The sequence below is a fragment of the Demequina salsinemoris genome, assembly GCF_000974805.1.
GTDB classification, from domain to species: Bacteria; Actinomycetota; Actinomycetes; order Actinomycetales; family Demequinaceae; genus Demequina; species Demequina salsinemoris.
On the sequence record NZ_BBQZ01000008.1, the window covers coordinates 137886 to 159033 of the forward strand.

The following is a 21148-nucleotide window of genomic DNA, read 5'->3' on the forward strand; positions in this document are numbered from 1 at the left end:
CGTGTGGGACGGTCGGGTCAGTCGGTCGCGACCGCGATGTCCGCGCGCGAGCCGACGGCGTCCTGGACCTTCTCGAAGCCGTCCGCCTGGGCGAGCTCGACGAGTCCCTCGGCGATCGTGCCGACGACGGCCGGGCCCTTGAACATGAGGCCCGAGACGAGCTCGACGAGGGTCGCGCCCGCGGTGATCTTGTCGTAGGCGTGCTCGGCGGTGAAGACGCCTCCGAGGCCCGCAAGCGTGAGCTTGTCGCCCGCGTGCAGGTAGGTGCGGCGCACGAAGTCGGTGCTCATCTCGCGCACCGGCTTGCCGGACAGGTTGCCCTTGATCGCGGGGTCCATCGTGACGGAGTCGCGGTCCTTGCGCAGGTTGGTGAGCGTGAGGCCCTGGACGTCGTGGTCGAGCGCGACGTCGACGAGCTCGCGGAACTGCTCCCACGACTTGTCGGAGGGCATCTTGAGCACGATCGGCTGCGACGGGGCGACCTTGTCGACCTCGGTGAGGAGCGTGTCGAGGTTCTCGGGTGACGTGAAGGCCTCGCCGACCATGGTGTTGGGGCACGAGATGTTGAGCTCGATCAGCTCGCTCAGGCCGTTGAGGGCGCGCACGGACTTCACGTAGTCCTCGACGCCCTCGTAGACGTCGCCCGTGTGGGTGTCGTTCGTGCGAGCGATCGACATCTTGAAGGGGAGCGCCGAGTAGTGGCGGTTGTTCTGGGCCTTGAGCTCGCGCAGGCGGGCGGCGACCTTCTCGACGCCGCCGTTGGCGAGGCCGACGTGGATGACGAGCGACTCCTGGTCCACGAGCCGGTGGAACCACGGGCGCGGGTTGCCGGGGCACACGCGCGAGGTGACGGAGCCGAAGGTGAGGAAGCCGAAGCCGGTCATCTGGAGGATGCCGGGGATCGCGACGTTCTTGTCGAGGCCGGCGCCGAGGCCGAGCGGGTTGCGCAGCGTGAGGCCGTACGCCTCGGTGACCAGGGCGGGGTCCTCGTACTTGATGAGGGACTCGATGGCGCCGATCGCGGGGGTGACCTTCTGGGCCCACGAGCCGTGAGTGATCATGTCGTCGTGCACCTTGTCGGGCGCCATCGAGAAGATCACGGGCTTGACGCCCTTGGTGTAGAAGGTGGTCATCGCGCTGCGTGCGAACGTGCCCATGTCGCCAGTCCCTAGTGGTCGCGGCGGCGCGACCCCGACGATGCGGGCGCGGGCTCGCATGACGCCGTCGCGTCGCTCGTCGGTGAGGTTCCCCTGAGGCTATGCCCGGCTCGGCGGACCGAGCCGGGACCTCGTGCCCTGGGCTCCTGGGGTCGCGCACCTCTGGGGAATGTGAGAGAAACCCCTGGTCAGATGGGTGTCGCGTCATCTTCAGCGCGAGGAGTTCGCGCTGAGCCAGGCAGCCTGGCGGGCCGGCCGCGCGGCGTCCCTGTCACCTGTAGGCGGCTCAGGCCTGCTCAACGACCTCGGATGTCGCCTGTAGGCGGCTTAGGCCTGCGCGGCCGCGCGGGCCGTCGGGCGCGCCGGAACTGACTCGCGCCCTCCGCCTCGCCGGGACTCCTGCCGGGTTTCTAGGCTGCGGTCAGGCGTGAGCGGCCTACAGGTGGCCGAACCTCTCAGAACGCAGGCGTGAGCGGCCTACAGGTGACGCTGCGCGCGAGCGCGCCGAAGGCCGGCGGGGAGGAGGCTGCCCCGCCGGCCTTCGGCGTGTGCTGACCGCGACCGGTTGTCGAACCCCAGGGGCCCGGCCGCGGTCAAGGGTGGTGCGGCCCGGGGGCGGAGTGACGCCCGGCCCCGGGCCGCGGCTCAGACCGCTGACCTGAGGGAGCGCAGCCGCTGGGCCAGCGCGGCTGCGAGCTCGGCGGGGACGCGGTCCCCGAATCCCTCGAGGTAGCGGGCCATGTCCTCGGACTCCTCGGCGAGGGCCTCGGGGTCGATCGCCATGAGGCGGCGCCACTGCGCGTCGGTCACGCCCGCAGCGGCGTAGTCGATCTCGCCCTCGCCCGGCAGCCAGCCGAACGGGGTGCGCTCCGCGTCAGCCGTGCCGGACAGCCGCCCGAGAGCCCACGCGAGCACGCGGATGTTCTCCCCGAACCCGGGCCACAGGAACGTGCCGTCGGGGCCCTTGCGGAACCAGTTGACGTGGAAGATGGCGGGTGCGTGGTGCGGGGTGCCGTGGACGCCGGCGACGGCTCCGGCCGCCTCGGCCTGCGCACCCACGCGCAGCCAGTCGGCCCAGTGGTCGGCCATGTGGATGCCGCAGAAGGGCAGCATCGCGAGCGGGTCGCGGCGCAGCTTCCCGACCGGTCCCTCGGCGGCGGCGGTCTGCTCGGACGCGAGCGAGGCGCCCATGAGGACGCCGTGCCGCCAGTCGAAGGCCTGCGCGACGAGCGGGATCTGCGTGGCCCTGCGCCCGCCGAACACGATCGCGTCGAGCACGACGCCGTCGGGCGCGTCCCAGTCCTCGGCGATCGTGGGGCAGTGGTGCGCGGCGACCGTGAAGCGCGCGTTGGGGTGCGCGGCCGGGGTCTCGGACTCGGGCGTCCAGTCGTTGCCGCGCCAGTCGATCAGGTGGGCCGGCGGCTCCTTGGTCATCCCCTCCCACCACACGTCGCCGTCGTCGGTGAGGGCGACGTTGGTGAAGATCGTGTCGGAGACGAGCGTCTCCATCGCGACCGGGTTGGTGTCGACGGACGTGCCTGGTGCGACGCCGAAGAAGCCCGCCTCGGGGTTGATCGCGCGCAGGCGACCGTCCTCGCCGGGGCCGATCCACGCGATGTCGTCGCCGAGCGTCTCGACCTTCCAGCCGTCGACGGCGGGCCGCATCATCGCGAAGTTCGTCTTGCCGCATGCGCTCGGGAACGCGGCCGCGACGTGCCGCGCGACCCCGGGAGTCCCGGACTCATCCGCGGGCGGAGTGACCTTGAGCAGCAGCATGTGCGCGGCGAGCCAGCCCTCGTCGTGGCCGAGCGCGGTCGCGATGCGCAGCGCGAACGCCTTCTTCGCGAGGATCGCGTTGCCCCCGTAGGCGCTTCCGTAGGACCAGATCTCGCGGGTGGCGGGGAACTGGACGATGTACTTGGTCTCGTTGCACGGCCACGGAACGTCCGCATCGTCCGGGTTGAGCGGTGCGCCGACCGTGTGCGCGGCGGGCACCCAGGCCGCCCCTGCGGCGATCTGCGCGAGCGGCGCCGCGCCCATGCGGGTCATGACGCCCATGCTCACCACGACGTACGGCGAGTCGGTGACCTGCACGCCGTAGCGGGTGAGCGCGCCGCCCACGGGACCCATCGCGAAGGGGACGACGTACATCGTCCTGCCCTTCATCGCCCCGGTGAACAGGCCGGTCAACGTCTCCCTCATGGAAGCCGGGTCGGCCCAGTTGTTGGTGGGGCCCGCATCGTCCTCGTCGTCGGTGCAGATGAAGGTGCGCGACTCGACGCGCGCGACGTCCGAGGGGTTGGAGCGCGCGAGGTAGGAGCGGGGGCGCTTCTCGGGGTTGAGCTTCACGAGCGTGCCCGCGTCGATCATGAGGTCGATCAGCCCCTGGCGCTCCTCGTCGGACCCGTCGCACCAGACGATGCTGTCCGGGCTGGTCAGGGAGGCCATCTCGTCGACCCAGCGCGCGAGGTCTGCGGGAGCGGTGGTCTGGGACGGCGTGGCGGAGGTGGTGCGGCTGACGCTCGTGGCGGTCATGGGGACTCCTCATCGAGATCCGGGGAAAAATCGACCTTGCATTGCCAGCCTATGCACACAGAGTTCTGCACTTCTGGGGAAAAGTCTGTGAATTTCACGAAATCTTTCGATATCGTGACGATGTGGCAGATCTCAACTACCTCGGCCGGCGCATCCGCCACGCGCGGACGCAGGCCGGGCTGACCCTCGCGCAGCTCGGCGCCGAGGTCGGGATCGCTCCCAGCCAGCTGTCGCTGATCGAGAACGGCCACCGCGAGCCGCGCCTCACCGCGCTCAACGCGATCGCCAGCCGGCTCGGCGTCACCGTGTCGGAGCTCATCGAGCCCACGCCTCCCAGTCGGCGGGACGCGCTCGAAGTTGAGCTCGAGGCCGCGCAGAGCACGCAGGCGTATCGCGAGCTCGGCCTGCCGGAGGTGCGCCCGCCGCGCACCGTCCCCGACGACGTCCTCACCGCGCTGGTCGGCCTGCACCGCGAGCTCGAGCGCCGCAACCGCCTCGCGATCGCGACCCCCGAGGAGGCCAGGCGCGCCAACACCCGCCAGCGCCTTCACATGCAGCAGCGGGACGACTACCTGCCCGAGATCGAGGAGCTCGCCGAGAAGGACGTCTCCGACGCGGGCCACGACACGGGCGCGCTCACGCACCGCACCGTCGGGCTGATGGCGGAACGGCTGGGGCTCGAGATCGTGCACGTCGACGACATCCCGCACTCCGCGCGCTGCGTCCTGGACCTCGAGAACGGCCGCATCTACACGCCGCTCGCGTCGATCCCGGGCGGCCACGGGCTGCGCTCGCTCGCGCTGCAGGCGATGGCGCACCTGCGGCTCGGGCACGGCGAGCCGAAGGACTACGGCGACTTCCTGCGCCAGCGCCAGGAGGCGAGCTACTACGCGGCGGCGTGCCTCCTGCCGCGCGCGGCGGCCACGGCGTTCCTCATCCGCGCGCGCGACGAGCACGACATCGCGATCGAGGACCTGCGCGACGCGTTCGGCGTCACCCACGAGGCGGCGGCGCTGCGTTTCTCCAACCTCGCGACCTCGCAGCTCGGGATCCCGCTCCACGTGCTGCGCGTCGCGGGCGACGGCGCGATCGTCAAGGCGTACGAGAACGACGGGCTGCCGCTGCCGGTCGACGCGACGGGCGCGACCGAGGGGCAGACCGTTTGCCGCGAGTGGAGCGCGCGCCAGGCCTTCGCGCGCCGCTTCCGCACCACGGAGTACTACCAGTACACGGACACGCCCGCGGGCACGTTCTTCGAGGCGACGCAGACGGGGACGACGGGCGCCGACGAGTTCGCGATCACCGTCGGCGTGCCCTACAAGGAGTCGCGCTGGTTCCGCGGCCGCGAGTCGACCATCAGGACGGTCTCACGTTGCCCCGACCTGTCGTGCTGTCGCAGGCCCGATGCGGAGGTCGCCGCGCGCTGGGGCGGCCGCGCGTGGGTGTCGCCGCGCGTGCACACGCACACGTTCTCGCCGCTTCCGCAGGGCACGTACCCGGGCGTGGATGACGGCGAGCTGTACGCGTTCCTCGAGGCGCACCGGGGCGACGCGCACCCGGAGGGCTGACGCCTCCTCCGACAGTCTGAACCAATCTCGCCTCCCACACACGAGCGTGTCGCGCAACCATGCGGTGCGTCGCCGGGGTTTCGCGGTTCAGATTGGTTCACAGTGTCGGGCACAGGGACGATGCGGCGGCCGGGGACCCGGGCGACTGCCAGGTACCCGGAGGGCCTAGTCCTCCAGGCGGAGCGGCGACGGGGTGACCGTCGGGAGGATCGTGACCTCGACGGGGGTCACCCCGACGCGCACGGAGATCGCGCGGTTGAGCTGGTCGACGAGCGCGGTCTGCAGGTCGGCGGGGTCGGGGGCCTCGTCGGGGCCGACGAGCATCACGGTGACCTCGCCGCCGTCGATCGAGATGGACTGCACGAGCAGGTCCGAGTCCTCGCCGAGCCAGTCGTCGACGATCAGCTCGACCTCGCGCGACTGCGCGGTCGCGTTGAGCGCGCCCTCCGAGGAGAACGCGAGGGGCACCAGGATCACGGCGCCGAGCGCGACGTAGGGCGCGACGGTCGCGGCGACGCCCCAGGGGTTGCGCTGCAGGATCTTGTGGCGCGCGAAACCGGTGAGCACGAAGACGAGCGCCGCGGCGATCGTGATCGCGACGAAGTTGGTGAGGAACAGCAGGAGGGCGCCGCCGGCATCGGCCCAGCGCTTGCTGGCGAGGGCGATGCCGACCACGGCGAGCGGGGGCACCAACGCGACGGCGATCGCGACGCCCGCGATGCCCGACGAGACGCGCGAGTTCACGGTCGCGAACGCTCCGGCCGCACCCGCCGCGATCGCGATGAGCATGTCGAGCGCGGTCGGGTTGACGCGGGAGATGATCTGCGTGTTCGTGTCGAAGCTGACCACGGCCGGGGCCCATGAGGCGAGCCCGTAGGCGAGCAGGATCGCGGCGCTCGCGCCGAGCGCGACGAGCAGCACCGAGTTGCCGGCGCGGTGCGACCAGCCGTTGACGAGCGCGCCGGCGAGCCCGAGGATCGGCACCATCAGCGGGGCGACGAGCATCGCGCCGATGACGACGGCGGTCGAGTCGGCGAGCACCGCGTAGGTGGCGATCGCGACCGACAGGAACAGCATCACCCACCACGCGCCGAGCTTCGACAGCCTGTCGTCGCCCTCGAAGTAGAGGCTGTCGCTGAGCTCGGCACGCTGCGACCTGCCGATGTCGGAGGTGCGGATCCAGTCCCACAGCACCTCGGCGACGGTCGTGGAGTACGGGTCGAGGGTGGTGCGCTCGGGGTGGTCGGAGTAGCGCAGCCCCCACGCGATCAGCAGGGCGCCGAGCACGAGCCCGCCGACGGCGAAGAAGACCAGCAGCCCCTCGATCGTGGCGAGGGGCGAGTTGATCGCCATCACGGACAGCGCGGCGGTGACGACGCCGGACGCCACGCGCAGCGCGCGGTGATGCACGCCAGCGCGGCGGCGCAGCGACTGCACGATCACGAGCACCGAACGCGCGAACACGTAGATGCCCGCGATCCAGATGGTGAGCGAGACCCCGGTGTGGCTGGGGAGGTTGAGGTCAGCGAAGCGGGAGGCGCTCTCGATCCAGGCGAGCAGGCCCACGACGCCGAGGAACGCGAGCGTGAGGATCGCGCGGATCAGCACGTAGACGCGGTTGCGGTCGCGGCCCCAGCGACGCTTGCCCGAGAACACGTAGCGGATGTCGAGCAGCGCGGAGCCGAGCAGGGCGATCGCGACGACGGCCTGCAGCGCGGTGAGGGCGAAGTCGTGCAGCAGCAGCACGGTCGCGCCGCCGAGCGCGGCGCCGACGCCGCGCAGCGCGACGGGGTTGAGCAGGCTGAGCAGGGTGACGCGGACCGTGGAGCCGACGGTGGGCGCGCCGCTGCTGAGCGACGGGATCGCGCCGGTGGGGGGCGTCGCTGGCGGGGTGGACGATGCGTCGGCAGGCGGCCTGGACGATGCGTCGGTGGGCGCGTCGGAGCGCCCGTCGTCCTTGGTGTCACCCGTCATGGTCCGCTCCCTCTCGGCAGGGCCCGTCGCGCGGCGTCGGCCTCGGAGGGTCGCGCGCACGGGGCCGATGCCCTCATCCTAGATCCGTGCTCCCTTCCTGGTAAGCGCCGCGAACCGTGCATAGAATCGCGAGGTAGGGATACGTGCGAGGAGCAGCCATGAGGACGTCCACCGTTGTGCGTCGAGCGCTCGCGCTCGCGGCCGTCCTGGCGCTCTCGGCCTGCTACTCGGCTCCGTCGCAGGAGGCGATCAGCGCCTCGCATTCGTCGTTCCTTGAGTCGAAGTCGGCGTCCGAGGCGGCGAGCGCCGCGGCGTCGGCGGCCGACATCGTCACGTACTCGCTGTCGCAGGAGGACCAGGACAACCACGTCAGCTACATCGTCACGTCGCAGGAGCAGACGATCGACGTGTACGACTCCGCGAACGGCGAGGTCTCGCAGACCATCGACGCCGCCGACGTCCTCACCGTGCCGGACTCGACGCCGCTCACGTTCCTCGTGAAGACGCGGGCGTCGGGCTGGTACGAGGTCTACCTCCCGGTGCGCCCCAACGGGACGACGGGCTGGGTCAAGGCGGACGACGTCAAGGTCGCCACCACCCAGTACTGGGTCGAGGTCGATGTCGCGAACTTCGAGCTCACCGTGTGGGACGGCACGGAGGAGCAGTTCTCCACCGAGATCGGTGTGGGCCGCGACGACCGGCCGACCCCCGGCGGCGTCTACTACATCCGCGAGCTGCTCGCGGTGCCCGACTCGACCGGCGTCTACGGCCCGTACGCGTACGGGTTGTCGGGCTTCCAGCCGGTGCTCGACAGCTTCAACGGCGGCGACGCCGTGATCGGCATCCACGGCACGAACGAACCCGACAAGCTCGGGTCGTTCGTCTCGAGCGGCTGCATCCGGATGAGCAACGACGCGATCACCCAGATCGTCGAGGAGATCGGGCTGCCGCTCGGCACCCCGGTCTACATCGACGAGGAGGAGTAGGCCGCATCGTCCCTGTCCGGGGATTCCCCGGACGATGCGTCGGCCAGGCGAGCACCGCATCGTCCCTTCTCCTGGGTCCGGACATGCGAAGCCGACACCGACCCGCGAAAATCTGGGCGGGCGGATCGGCGCCGGCTTCGGGGGGCTCCTCGTCTCGCGACCCCGCCCGCTGGCGAGTGCATGGGGGCGTACCCAGCGGGGTCCGGTGATGGGGTGCGGTAGGCGGTTCTCCCCGGGATCGACGGCCGGGCCGGGTGGTGTGGCCCGGACCGACCGTCTGCTAGTGCTTCAGTGGCGTCATCCCGTGTAGGACGGGGTGGCGGTGACCGCGGTCGCGGCCGTCGCGGACTTGACCGTGACGGTCTTCACCGTGGTCTTCGTGGTGGTCGTGGTCTTCGTCTCGCCCGCGGCTTCCTCGCCGCTCTGGGGCTCGACGCAGGTGGCCTGCGATCCGGTGAGGACATCCTCGACGGTCTCGCCGCCGTAGGTGATGTCGATCGCCCAGTCGTAGCCGGTCGTCGGCAGCTCGCTTGCGGCGATGCTGTCGCTGAAGGACATGTCCCCGTCGTCATCGACGAGGGTCGTCTTGAGACCGTTGTCGATGTAGATGAGGTACTGGATGTCGCCGTCGGGCTCGTTGCCGTACTCGGCGTCCAGGGTCATGCCGTCATCGCACGAGGTGACCACGTCGAGCGTGGGCTTGGCGAATCCGGTCTCACCCGTGCCGAGGCACGCGGTCGTGAACTCGACTCCCGACCACTCCCATGTGCCCTCATCGAGCGCATAGCCGTCGGTCGCGGAGCCCATGAGGGTCCACGTGCCGGTCAGCGGGTCGAAGGTGACCGTGTACATCACGCCGTCGATCACGTCGCCGTCGTTGATGTACATGGGCTCGCCCTCCACCGCCATGACGAACATGTCGTTGGCGAAGACGCCGTCAGGGTTGCACTTGGGCAGCAGCCCCACGGTCGGTTCCTCGACCACGCACGGTGTGGTGTCCTCGGCGACGCGCACTCTCAGTGAGGTGCCGCCGTAGGGGAACACGTAGCCGTCGTCGGTCGTGGCGATCGACACCCACATGCCGTTGTCCGCGTTGTACACGGGCTCGGTGTAGGTGATGTGGTCTGTCTCGGGAGCGGTGACGATGTCGCCGCCCGGGATGCCGCAGACGGGCTCGGTGATCAGATCATCGGGCTCGACCACGCATGGCGATTCGTCCTCGGTGTACGTGAGGATGGTCATCGTCTTGTGGTTCGGGAACACCGTCCCAGGAGGCGCGAAGGCGACGACCGCGTAGACGGGGCCGTCCTCATCGAGCCAGAGGTAGCCGACGCCCGGAGTCTTGTCGATCGACACGTCGTCGTTCGGCGGGATGCCGCAGACGGCCACTCCCACCAGCTCACCTGGGGAGATGACGCACGGGCTCCTGTCTTCGTAGAACGTCCAGACGCTCTGGGTGTTCTTCGGGATGAAGTCGGCGTCGGGGTTGACGGGCTTCGCCGTCACGACCCACTTCTTGTGGCCGTCGACCCACGTGTAGTCGAGGTAGTACGTGGCGTCCCCGACGGGGGTCCACTCGTCCTCGACGAGCATCGTGTCGCCGACCATGAAGTCGTCGTTCGGCGGGAGTCCGCACACAGGCACGTGAGTCGGCGCGGTCGGGATGAGCTTGCACTTGTCCCAGTCCTCGCTGAAGTACTTGTGAGTGTCCGTGCCCTCCTTGAACTTGTAGCCCTCGGCAGGCTTGAACTCCACCTTCCACTTGTTCGCCTGGGGGCTCCAGACGACCTTGTACATGACGTTGCCGACGGTCTTCCACTCGGCGGTCAGCATGGTGTCCCCGACGTAGAACTGGTCGTTGGGGCCGGCGCCGCAGACCTCCTTGTGCATGACTCTCGCGGGCTCGGTGTACTGCAGGCATCTCTCGCCCGAGTCGGTGTACTCGGCGACCTTCATGGCCTTGGATCCGTCGGCGAACTTGTAGCCCTCCTTGGCGTAGGCCCAGACCTCGACCGTGGCTCCGTCCTTCTTGGTGTCGTAGGAGACTCCCTCGCTCTTGAAGAACTTGACCTCGACGTTGTTCACGACGTCAGGCCCGTTGCACGGGTCGTTGAAGGCAGGGTCCTTCGGGTAGGCGACCTCGAGCTCCGGGGCAGCCTTGCAGTGGTTGTTCCAGAGCACCTGGTTCTCGGCCGTCCAGTTCAGGCCGGCGTAGTGCACGTCACCCTGGTCGAACGGCGGGATGATGTCGGTTCCGTGCACCTCGTGGTGGCTCTGGAGCTCGACCTTGCCATTGATGGCCTTCCAGCTCACGGAGTTCTCGGTGAACCCCGGTGCGCCGTAGTCACGGTGACAGATCGTCACCTTGTTCTGTGATTCGACGACGACCGGAGTTTCCTCTCCTGGTCCCTCGTCGCCGCCTGTGGTGGCGTATGCCGCGCCGCCCCAGGCGAGTGTTGATATCGCGGCGACCGTCAAGGCCGCGGCGACCTTCCTCCAGCGCTTCATCGCGCTCACCCACCTCAGCAGAGGTCCGGAGGATCCCTCTTCCCCCTGGATGGCCTCTTCGGTCACAGTAGGCACGTGGCTGTGAAATCTGCAACAGATACTTGCATTTCTGCCCCGTTGTTGATATATGGCGAATCGTTGACTCTTTCGCGTGGTTCGGGGTCGTCTGAGGGGGAGAGATGCGCGGTTCGTGGGCTGGGCGCTCGGCCGGCGCGGCTCGGCGCTCGGCCGGCGCGCGGCGCGCGCCGCGGCGGGGCGCCGTGCCGCTCATCGGCGTCGTCGCCGCGCTCGCGGGGCTGGGTCTGGGGGCGGCCTGGGGCGGGGGTCATGGGGTGTCCGGGGGCGATGCGGCGGTCTCCTCGTCCTCCACCCCCTCCTCACCGGGCGCCGCGGATGTCGTGCCCGCGGTGGTCGCGACCGCTGGCATCGACGGCTCCGCGGGCGCCGAGCCGGGCGTGCGCGTCGACGACCGCGAGAGCACGATCCTGACCGCGCACGAGCCCGACATCGACGTCTACGACGAGCCGGGCGGGGAGGTCTCGCTGGTGCTGCGCTCCGCGGACGTGCTCACGGCGCCGGACCAGACGCCGCTCGTGATGCTCGTGACCGAGTCCGGGGAGGGTGCTGGGGCTGCGGGCGATGCGGGCTGGTACGAGGTGTATCTGCCGGTGCGGCCCAACGGGTCGACCGGGTGGGTGCGCGCGAGCGACGTCGAGGTCGACACGACCCGCTTCTGGATCTCGGTGGACCTGTCCGAGTTCACGCTCACCGTGCACGAGGGGACCGACGTCGTGCTGACGACGCAGATCGGCGTGGGGCGCGACGACCGGCCGACGCCCGGCGGCGTCTACTACCTCAAGGAGCTGCTCAAGGTGCCGAACCCGGCGGGGGCGTACGGGCCGTACGCGTACGGGCTGTCCGGGTTCCAGTCCACGCTCGAGACCTTCAACGGCGGGGACGCGGTGATCGGTATCCACGGCACGAACGATGACACCTCGTTCGGGAGGGTCGTCTCGAGCGGCTGCATGCGGCTGCCGAACGCGGTCATCACTGAGCTGGCCGAGGAGATCGGCCCGCCGCTCGGCACGCCCGTGTACATCTCGGAGTAGTCGAGCCGGGCGGTCGCGTCGGCGCTCGCGTGCTTCGCTCCCGGTCGATCCCACTCCGTCGCGCCTGCGCGGGCAGATCGTGGACCTTGACCGCCGTGCTCAGCGAACTCCCACCCGTCCTTGCGCCCGGGACGGGCACTTTCTGACACGGGACGGATGCGCCGCGCGGCGTGTCTCGCGAGGCGCGCCGTGGAGCTGGCGCGCGCTGTGTCAGAAAATGTCCGCGCGCACGCGGAGCGCCGGGCGCGCGAGGGCTCGCCGGGGGCGCCGGGGGCGCCGGGCGCCGGGAGGCCGGCCCGCCGCGGGTCCACCGGCTGAAGGCGCGACGCGCGAAGGCGCTCCCGCCCAAGCCTCCTGATGGAGGAGTGGGTGGAAGCGCCTGGCGTCGTTCGGAGTGTCGGGCCTCAGCCGGTGTAGCTGGGCTCGGCGGTGGCCGCGGTGGCGGCGGTGCCGGAGGATGGCGTCGCGGTGGCCTCCGGCGTGGTGGTCTCGGCTGCGGCGGCCGTCGTGGCCTCCGCCTCGACCGCGAGCTCGGTGCCCTCCGGGGAGGCGGACGTCGTGCTCGGCGTCGACTTCTCGACGGTCTCGCTCAGGACCTCCGGCTCGGCCGGGGTGGTGGTCTCGGCGGGCGTCGTCGTCTCAGCCGGTGAGGTCGTCTCGGCAGGCGAGGTGGTCTCCGCGGGGGAGGTGGTCCCCGCGGGCGAGGTCTCGCCGCCGCTCGTGGTGGTCGTGGTCTGAGCCGGCGTTGTCGTCTCGGCCGGCGTCTTCGTCTCGCCGCCCTGGGCCCCGACGCACACCGGGCTCTCCTCATTGGCGGGCGCGCCGAAGTGGTAGTCGTACGGGTGGATCTGCACCCACGTCACGCAGAACGTGCCGGAGAGTCCGAACGCCGACCAGGGCACGAAGCTCTCGCCGATGTACTGGGCCATGTCGTGCAGTGTGATCCCCGTCGTCGGGAAGGGCTGGATGCACTCGGCGGAGGTGCTGTCCTTGCATTTGCCTTCGAACTGGAAGTTCGTCCAGGTCGCTCCGCCGGTCGCCGTGAGGTTGATGTGCCCGCCGTCCGGGAATGTGCCGCTCGTCAGCGTGATGCCGGCCGCGCTCACGGTGTACGGCAGCGGGTCGCTCGCGAGGGCCGGGATCGCGAAGCCTGCGATGGCCAGTGCGGCGGCTCCGATGGCTGCCGCGATCTTCTCGTACCACTTGATCATGTTGTTCCCCCCAGCACAGGGCGGCCGCCGGGATAGGGCCGTCTACCTGCGTGTACTGCGAGTTCAGGCTAGCGGGGGAGTGTGAGATTCGCCACAGCAGGTTTCGCTACGACCTCAACGATGGTAATGAAACCGATTCGCTGCCCGGAATGTCCCATTTTCCAGGGGGCTTGGCGTGTGGAGCCGAGCCCGGAGGTGGGTCAGCCGGTGTAGCTGGGCTCGGCGTCGGCGGCGGTGGCGGCCGCGGCGGTCTCGGTGGAGGTGGAGGCCGACTCGTCGTCGGTCGAATCGACCTCCTCGCCGGTGGCGAGGACCTCGCCCGTGGGCTCGGTGCCGACCGCGCCGCTCTTCGAGACGCAGCGGGAGTCCGTGGTGCCGGTCTCGATCGCGCCCGCGTACTGCGACAGGTTCACCCAGGTGATGCAGAAGTCGCCGGTGATGCCCAGCGCCGACCACGGGAGGAAGCTCTCGCCGATGTACTGCGCGAGCGTGTGTGTGACGCCCTCGCAGGTGTCGGCGTCGGAGTCGACGCATGCGGAGTCGAACGTGTAGCCGAAGGTGCCCTGGGATCCGGAGACGCTGATGGTCTTGCCGTCCAGGAAGGTGTCACCTGCGGGGAGGGTGATGCCGGAGTCGTCGACGGTCACGCCGGAACTCTCGGCGCCGAGGGCCGGGACCGCGAATGCTCCCGCGATCATCGCCGCCGCTCCAACCGCCGCTGCGGTGACTCCTGCCCACTTCATGTATGGCCCCTCAGCCTTTCGCTCCGGTGAAACGACGCTCCGCGCCCCCCGGAATATCGTCCCTCGAGGGTAAGCGACACGGTGTGACGTACGCAACATTCGAGGGGGTCGATGCGGCCCAATTGTGACCTTCGCTGACCGTATGTCCGAATGATTCTCGGGGTGCGGCGCGGGTCCCGGCGCTGCTCGCTCGCGGCCTTGCCCGCGCTAGCGACACTTGCTGACACCGCCCGAGGTCGCGCGGCGGCGTGTTGCCCGCGACGCGCCGCGTCCAGTCGTCGCGATGTGTCGGGGACTGTCCACAGACCCCTCGGGCCAGACGGCTCTCCACGGTTCTCGTGGGCGGTTGCGCCCGCGCGCGGCCGGCTCGTCATGGTGTCGGCATGAGAACGCAGCGGAACGGGGTCGCGATGAACGTGGTGAGAGTGGTGGAGTCTCTCGGCGGTGCGGCGCGTGCGCGCGATCTGCTCAAGGCGGGCGCGAGCCGGCATGCGCTGTGCAAGGCGGTGGTGGCAGGGGATCTGGTGCGACGAGACGGCACCTACGCGCTGCCGGGGGCGTCCCGCGCCGCGGTGCTGTCCGCCTCATTCCAGGCCGAACCGACCTGCATCACCGCGCTCGAGAGCTGGGGTGTGCCTCTGATCCCGGCCCCGACGGGCGGCGTGCACCTCGCGGTGGCCCGGAACCGGGGCATCACGAAGAGCGATCCCCGTCTGCGCCGCGGTGTGGTGATCCACCGCACGGGCGAGCTCACGGGAGTGCCCGAGGTCGACGCGGCGCAGGCGCTGTGCGACGCCTCGCGGTGCGTCTCGCCGACGACCCTGGTGGTCGCGGCTGACGACCTTCTCGGCCGGGGGCTGATCCAGCGCGATGACCTGCGGGCCGTGACGCCGCGCCTCACGCGGTGGCTTCGGTCCGTGGCGGATCCGAAGGCGGGGTCGCCGGCGGAGTCGCTGGCGCGCCTCGCCCTCCTGCGCGCGGGCTACCGCCTGCGCAGTCAGGTGCATTTCGATGGCGTGGGAGATGTCGACCTCGTGGTGGAGGACGCCGTCGTGGTCGAGGCGGACGGTCAGACGTATCACTCGGACCCGAAGTCCTTCATCGTCGATCGGCAGCGGGACCGGACTCTGAACGGGCTGGGCTATCGCGTCCTGCGGTTCGCGGCCGCGGAGATCTTCGCCGATCCGGAGGTCGTGACGCGCGATGTGGCGAGGCTCGTGGGCCGCGGCGATGTGCATAGGGCCGCCGCGGCGAGCACTTTCTGACACCTGCCGGCGGCGGGCGACGGCGTGTCGCACGGGACGCGCCGTGCGTGCGGACCGAGATGTGGCAGGAATCGTCGGCGGAGGTGAGCGAAGGGTGGGGTGGCACGCGGGCGGTGCATGCGCGACCCCGCCTGCGCGCCCCGGGCCCTTCTCCCTGGGACTTCGCCTCGCACCCGGTGCAAGAATGGCCAGCGTGACCGCTACGACGCCCGCGCCTGACCTGACCGACTCGGCCGAGCAGGCCCGTGCTCTCGCCGCGGAGCTGCATGCGGCGGGCGTGGATCACATCGAGACGGGCACGCGCCGTCGCGCGGAGTACTCGACGGACGCGTCCAACTACCGGGTGGTCCCGCAGCTGGTGGCGTTCCCGCGTGATGTGGACGAGCTCCTCGCCATCCACTCGGTCTCGCGCGCCACGCTCACGCCGCTGACGATGCGCGGCGCGGGCACGTCGGTCGCGGGCAACTCGATCGGCACGGGCATCGTGGTGGACACGAGCCGCCACCTCAACCAGATCCTCGACGTGGATGTGGAGGCCCGCACGGCCCGCGTCCAGCCGGGCGTGATCATGGGCGACCTGCAGCGCCTGGTCGCGCCGCATGGCCTGCGCTTCGGCCCGGACCCGTCGACGTGGACGCGCGCGACGCTCGGCGGCATGATCGGCAACAACGCGTGCGGCCCGCATGCGCTCGCGTTCGGCCGCACGTCGGACAACGTCCTCTCGCTCGACGTCATCGACGGCCTCGGCCGTCGCTTCAACGCGCGCGCCAAGGCGGACGATGCGGGGGCCGCCGGAGCGGTCGGCCGCGCCGGGGGACCGGAGGCGGTGCCGGGGCTTAAGGAGCTGGTCGAGGCGAACCTCGCGCTGATCCGCACGGAGTTCGGGCGCTTCACGCGTCAGGTCTCGGGCTACTCGCTCGAGCATCTGCTGCCGGAGAACGGCGGCGACCTGGGTCGCTTCCTCGTGGGCTCGGAGGGCACGCTGGGCACGGCGCTCGAGGCGAAGCTTCGCCTTGTCGAAGTTCCCCGAGCAAGGCTCACGGGCGTCTTCGCGTACGACGACATGCCCGCCGCGGCCGACGCGGTGGTTCCGATGCTGCCCCTGAAGACGCAGGCGATCGAGGGCCTCGACGCCCGCCTGGTCGCGCGCGTCAGGGCGGCCAAGGGCGCTGCCGGCGTCCCCGACCTCCCCCAGGGAGCGGGCTGGCTGCTCGTCGAGGTGGGCGCGGCGACGCAGGACGATGCTGAGGCTCAGATGGCGGCGGTCGTCGCCGCCTCGGGCACGTCGAGCTTCCGGGTCGTGCGCGACGAGGCCGAGTCGGCGAAGCTGTGGGCGATCCGCGCGGACGGCGCGGGCCTCGCGGGCCGCACCGCGGATAATAAGGAGTGCTGGCCGGGCTGGGAGGACGCGGCAGTCCCGCCGGAGCGGCTCGGCGCGTACCTGCGCGACTTCGACGCCCTCATGGATCGCCACGGCGTGGAGGGTCAGCCGTTCGGGCACTTCGGCGACGGCTGCATCCACGTGCGTCTCGCGATCCCGATGCAGGAGGACGGGCGACCCCTCAGGGCCTTCATGGAGGACTCCGCGGCCCTGGTCGCGCAGCACGGCGGCTCGCTGTCCGGCGAGCACGGTGACGGCCGCGCCCGCTCGGAGCTCCTCGGCACCATGTACTCCCAGGAGGCGATCGCCCTCTTCAAGGACGTCAAGGCGCTGTTCGACCCGAACAACCTGCTGAACCCGGGCATCATCGTGGACCCGGCGCCGCTCGACGCGGACCTGCGACGTCCCGCGGCGAAGAAGACTGAGCGAAGCAGCGGCGGCCTCGCCTTCGAGCACGACCACGGCGACCTTACGGAGGCCGTCCACCGCTGCACGGGCGTCGGCAAGTGCCGCGCGGACCTGCCGGGGACGGGCACGGGCTTCATGTGCCCGTCGTACGCGGCGACGAAGGACGAGAAGGACGTCACCCGCGGCCGCGCGCGCGTGCTGCAGGACGCGATCAACGGCTCGCTCATCGGCGGCCTCACCGCGCCCGAGGTCCGCCAGAGCCTCGACGCATGCCTGTCGTGCAAGGCGTGCTCGTCGGACTGCCCGAGTGGCATCGACATGGCGGCCTACAAGTCCGAGGTCCTCCACCGCTCCTACCAGGGCAAGCTCCGCCCGATGCCGCACTACAGCATCGGCTGGCTGCCCCGGTGGATGAACATCATCGGCTGGGTGCCGTGGCTCGTGAACGGCGTCATGGCGGTCGGCCCTCTGCGCCGCCTGATCCTGCCGATCGCGGGTCTCGACAAGCGCCGCAGCTTGCCGAAGTTCGCGTCCAAGCCGTTCCGCCGCACCGAGGTGGCGAAGTCTCGCCGCGCGACCGCCGTCCCGACGGAGCCGGTGGCAGGAACGTCCGGAACCAGGGACGATGCGACAGGCAGGGACGATGCGACAGGCAGGGACGATGCGACAGGCCAGGACGATGCGTCGCGCACCGACCGTCGCGTGGTCCTGTGGGCGGACTCGTTCACGGACGGGCTCGACCCGGAGATCCCGACGGCGATCGTCCAGGTCCTCGAGGAGGCGGGCTTCGAGGTCATCGTCTCGGCGGGCGACGCGTGCTGCGGCGTGACGTGGATCTCGACGGGTCAGCTGGACGGGGCGCGCAAGCACCTGGAGCACCTGCTGACGGTCCTGGGTCCGTACGCGGTCAATGGCATCCCGATCATCGGGGTCGAGCCGTCGTGCACGGCGGTGCTGACGAGCGACATCACGGAGATCCTGCCCGACGACCCGCGCGCGCGGTCGGTCGCGCTCGGCACGTACACGCTCGCCGAGGTGCTGACCGGACGGGCGCCCATCAAGCCCAACCCCGAGTGGCAGGTGCCGAGCCTCGAGGGCGTGGACGTGGTCGTCCAGCCGCACTGCCACCAGTACTCGACGGTGGGCTACACGGCGGACCGCGACATCCTCGCGCGCGCCGGCGCGAACGTCACGGAGGCGTCGGGCTGCTGCGGGCTCGCGGGCAACTGGGGGTACGAGAACGGCCACTACGACCTGTCGGTCGACATCGCGCACAACTCGCTCGTCCCGGCGCTCGAGAAGGCCGGGCTCACGAAGGATGGCAAGGCCGTCGCGGGCACGGGTGGCGGCCTGGGTGGCGAGGATGGCACCGTGCAGAGCGGCGACGTGGTCTACATGGCCGACGGCGTGAGCTGCCGCACGCAGGCGGAGCAGGTGGCGGGCGTCGACGGCCTGCACCTCGCGGAGCTGCTGACCCGGGCGGCGCGCGGCAAGTAGGCGACGCCGGGCGGCAGGGCCGTGCCAGCATCGTCCCTGGAAAGATTCCTCGTAGGCCCCAGGTCCCGGCCGGAGGCCATGCAACGTGGCAAGCCGTGCGTGGACTGTGATCCCCGCCACGTCGAACTTCACAGATGTCGCTCAGCGTTATATAGTGAACACAGCGTCCCGCTACTGACACCGTCGCCACAGCAACGATCAGGAGCGGGACTTTTGCATTGTCCCAACGTGGGGCCACCGGGAATCCCGGACTCCACGTCCAGGCTCCCCGGTTCTCACCGAACTGAAGGAGAGCAGCAATGTTCAACACCCTCACCGCCGCGATCGCCGGCCGCAAGGCTCGTACCGCCGACTACAGCCACCTTCCGGCTTCCGTTCGTGACGAGGTCATCGACGCCATGTCGGCCACCTCGGTCTACGACATCCGCTGATCATGCTCGGCACCGCTCGCAACGGCTCCTGCAGGGGCTTCGACCTCGCCGGGTCGGTCCTGCCGGCTCCCGGCGGCGCCCGTCAGGGCTGCACCGCCACCTCGCGCCGCTGACCCGGCGCTCATCCAGCACGACTCACACAAGGAGATCCTCATGGCCCTCAGCAACAGCGTCTTCAACTTCCTCGCTCACCGTTCGACCGCCGGCGACTTCGGCTACCTGCCCTCGCCGATCCTCATGGAGATCGAGGACGCGATGAACGCGACCTCGAAGACCGACATCCGCTGATCTGATCGCAGCATCCGGCCGCCGCGAGCGGTGAGGCCGGTGATACGCAAGCCCCGTCGAGGGATTCTCGGCGGGGCTTTCTGCTGCCGAGGGGGTGAAGAGGAACAGGGACGATGCGGGGGCTGGGCGTGTGGGGCTTCGTCCGGGCGCTTATCGGGGGGCGTCGTGCCAGCGGTAGTAGAAGCCTCGACCTCGCCCTGCCGCGCTCGACGGGTCGAGCACTCCTTCCTGCGCGAGTTGCTTGAGTGTGGCGCCGACGTTTGACGGGCTCGCTCCCACGAGTGATCCGAGTTCCGTGCTGCTGATGCGGCCTCGTCCCTGTGCGTACGACGACGCGACCCTCCTGCGTGACGGCAGTGGGCGCGGATGGCCCATCTCTCGATCGCGATCGGTGAGCTCCGCGAGCGCTTCGGTGGACAGCCGCCACGCGGTTGCTGTGCCTTCGGGAGTGCCTTCGACGGTGTGAAGAAGAGGGGTCTTGCCGATCGCGGCGTGGCTGAGCTTGAGCACGGCGCCGCGGGCCTCCTCGACGGGAAGTTGGATGAGGGGTGCGGCTGAAGCCTCGTCGATCCATCCCTCGGTCAGGAGTCGTTGCAGAAGCAGGAGCGAAGAGACGTCCTGAGCCTCGCGTGGTGGTTCCATCGAGGCGAGCCACGCGATCCACGGCAGGTCGACGGCGTCGCCGACGAGCGACGCCCTGACGAATGGCCCGTCGATCTCGTTGATGCCGGGTGCTGGGTAGCCGATACGGACCATCTCGCGCACCATGCGGTCGACGCCGATTCCTTCTCGTTCCGCTACGCGGAGATCCGCGAGGAGCTGCGCGAGCGATCCGTTCCGCGATTGTGACGGGTGCGTGATGATGTTCGTCGCGTTGACGCCGCCGTAGAAGCCGCCTGGGCTGGTGACGCGAAGTGTGTGGCCGATGTGTTCGACCACGGTGGGCGTGGGCACGTTCCAGTCGCGGTGGGCGACCCCGTTGACTATTGCCTCGCGGGCTGCGAGCGGCGGAATGTCTTTGATCTGGCGGACCACGAGCCCGGTCTCGATGTGGCGTGTGGAGTTGCGTGTCTCGACAGTCCTGAAGACCTCGTCGAGCTCTTCGAGCAACGACCTGCCCGAGCGCCTCACTCGAGCGGTGCTGTCTGCGCCTGCGCGCTCCCTGTGAATGTAGTCCAGGGATGGCTCTCCGCGACCGATGAAGGCCAGCCGACCGGCGTTGGTCAACGTTCCTCTTCCGGTGACGGCGTTCAGCCGGCGGAGCAGTTGGTGGTCGGGTGCGTCGGAGAGTTCCTCGGTCTGTGCGTCGCCGCTCGCTCTGAGGAAGTCTCGGGCGACTGCGATTGCCTGCTGTCGTACCTCGGATGCGGGCGCCCCGGAGTCATCTGCGGACCAGTCGTAGTGAAGCGTCTGCATGCGGCGTGCGTGCCACGTGGTGGCGTCGACCTCGACGCACCTGTCGCCAACGCGCCAGTGGATGCGGCCGCGGTGGCGAATCGGCTCGACGGCGGTCGGTGAGACAAGGACGAGCAGCCTTGTGCCCGCGACGACGGCCTCGGTGACGTCGACCGTCAGCATGCGCTGCGTGAGCTCGTAGATGCGTTGCCGGAGCCATTCTGCGTCGAGCTGGGTGCCGATCACGGTACCGTCGTCCGCGACTCCTACGATGAGCGCCCCGCCGCCTGGGGTGTTCGCCATGCACGTGGCTTCGCCGGCAAGCTTCTCGGCGGCCGTTTCGTTGCGTGTCGAGCCGATGGTCACGTTGCCTTGCTTGTCGCGGCGGCCGGCCTCTTCCTTGAGGTCCACGTGTTTGCGCTCGGAGCTGCCGTCGACGACTTGGCCCTTGTCGATGAGCGTGAGCAGAGCCTGTACCTCTGCTCGCACGGGGTCTGAGCCGAATGCGATGGTCATGGGTGCATTCTGACACGCAGTCATAATTAACGCCATGGAAAATTATGCCTTGGCGTGCGGACTCTGCGTCTGCCATAACTTTTCACCTCAGTAAGGGACGCTCGCGCTGGCGGCGTCCCTGGCGATCGAGTGCCCCTTACTTCGATGTTTGCTTCCATGGCTGCGCACGGACGATG

14 protein-coding genes are annotated in these 21148 nt (G+C 69.9%); 7 read left to right on the top strand and 7 right to left on the bottom strand.

The window, feature by feature from the left end:
* Positions 1-17: 17 nt before the first annotated feature.
* Both AOP78_RS13925 and AOP78_RS13930 read right to left on the bottom strand, forming a co-directional pair.
* Positions 18-1157, bottom strand: a complete 1140-nt coding sequence (locus AOP78_RS13925) for a quinone-dependent dihydroorotate dehydrogenase (RefSeq protein ID WP_062206046.1) — start codon at positions 1155-1157, stop codon at positions 18-20.
* Between the two features lie 645 nt (positions 1158-1802).
* Complete coding sequence (locus tag AOP78_RS13930; protein ID WP_062206049.1) at positions 1803-3692, bottom strand: phosphoenolpyruvate carboxykinase (GTP); 1890 nt, start codon at positions 3690-3692, stop codon at positions 1803-1805.
* A gap of 122 nt (positions 3693-3814) precedes the next feature.
* On the opposite strand from AOP78_RS13930, the gene AOP78_RS13935 reads away from it, so the two are divergent.
* Positions 3815-5260 (top strand): helix-turn-helix domain-containing protein, encoded by a 1446-nt coding sequence (locus AOP78_RS13935; protein ID WP_062206052.1) that lies wholly within the window; start codon positions 3815-3817, stop codon positions 5258-5260.
* A 165-nt stretch (positions 5261-5425) separates the two neighbouring features.
* Here AOP78_RS13935 and AOP78_RS13940 read toward each other — a convergent pair whose 3' ends face one another.
* Positions 5426-7234: a DUF389 domain-containing protein gene (locus tag AOP78_RS13940; protein ID WP_062206055.1), complete on the bottom strand. Its 1809-nt coding sequence runs from the start codon at positions 7232-7234 to the stop codon at positions 5426-5428.
* Between the two features lie 158 nt (positions 7235-7392).
* Here AOP78_RS13940 and AOP78_RS13945 point away from each other — a divergent pair, with 158 nt between their 5' ends.
* Positions 7393-8220, top strand: a complete 828-nt coding sequence (locus AOP78_RS13945) for a L,D-transpeptidase (protein ID WP_062206058.1) — start codon at positions 7393-7395, stop codon at positions 8218-8220.
* Positions 8221-8517: 297 nt separating this feature from the next.
* Here AOP78_RS13945 and AOP78_RS13950 read toward each other — a convergent pair whose 3' ends face one another.
* Positions 8518-10728, bottom strand: coding sequence for a hypothetical protein (locus tag AOP78_RS13950; RefSeq protein WP_152659568.1), 2211 nt, complete (start codon positions 10726-10728; stop codon positions 8518-8520).
* 179 nt (positions 10729-10907) lie between these two features.
* On the opposite strand from AOP78_RS13950, the gene AOP78_RS13955 reads away from it, so the two are divergent.
* Positions 10908-11837, top strand: coding sequence for a L,D-transpeptidase (locus AOP78_RS13955; protein ID WP_062206063.1), 930 nt, complete (start codon positions 10908-10910; stop codon positions 11835-11837).
* A 404-nt stretch (positions 11838-12241) separates the two neighbouring features.
* Here the strand turns inward: AOP78_RS13955 and AOP78_RS15310 are convergent, their stop codons facing one another.
* Both AOP78_RS15310 and AOP78_RS15315 read right to left on the bottom strand, forming a co-directional pair.
* Positions 12242-13048, bottom strand: coding sequence for a hypothetical protein (locus tag AOP78_RS15310; RefSeq protein WP_062206066.1), 807 nt, complete (start codon positions 13046-13048; stop codon positions 12242-12244).
* 200 nt (positions 13049-13248) lie between these two features.
* A complete protein-coding gene (locus tag AOP78_RS15315; protein WP_160297649.1) occupies positions 13249-13791 on the bottom strand; it encodes a hypothetical protein in 543 nt (180 codons plus the stop codon).
* Between the two features lie 383 nt (positions 13792-14174).
* On the opposite strand from AOP78_RS15315, the gene AOP78_RS13970 reads away from it, so the two are divergent.
* The 4 genes from AOP78_RS13970 (at position 14175) to AOP78_RS15570 (ending at position 19061) form a co-directional block, all read left to right on the top strand.
* Positions 14175-15056 (top strand): PDDEXK-like endonuclease domain-containing protein, encoded by an 882-nt coding sequence (locus AOP78_RS13970; RefSeq protein WP_083980236.1) that lies wholly within the window; start codon positions 14175-14177, stop codon positions 15054-15056.
* Positions 15057-15240: 184 nt separating this feature from the next.
* Positions 15241-18342: an FAD-binding and (Fe-S)-binding domain-containing protein gene (locus tag AOP78_RS13975; RefSeq protein ID WP_062206075.1), complete on the top strand. Its 3102-nt coding sequence runs from the start codon at positions 15241-15243 to the stop codon at positions 18340-18342.
* Positions 18343-18641: 299 nt separating this feature from the next.
* Positions 18642-18773, top strand: coding sequence for a hypothetical protein (locus tag AOP78_RS15565; protein WP_269082111.1), 132 nt, complete (start codon positions 18642-18644; stop codon positions 18771-18773).
* Positions 18774-18926: 153 nt separating this feature from the next.
* Complete coding sequence (locus AOP78_RS15570) at positions 18927-19061, top strand: hypothetical protein (protein ID WP_269082112.1); 135 nt, start codon at positions 18927-18929, stop codon at positions 19059-19061.
* A gap of 150 nt (positions 19062-19211) precedes the next feature.
* Here the strand turns inward: AOP78_RS15570 and AOP78_RS13980 are convergent, their stop codons facing one another.
* Positions 19212-20972 carry an RNA/DNA-binding domain-containing protein gene (locus tag AOP78_RS13980; protein ID WP_062206078.1) on the bottom strand — a complete coding sequence of 587 codons (1761 nt, stop codon included), beginning with the start codon at positions 20970-20972 and terminating at the stop codon, positions 19212-19214.
* Between the last annotated feature and the right edge of the window lie 176 nt (positions 20973-21148).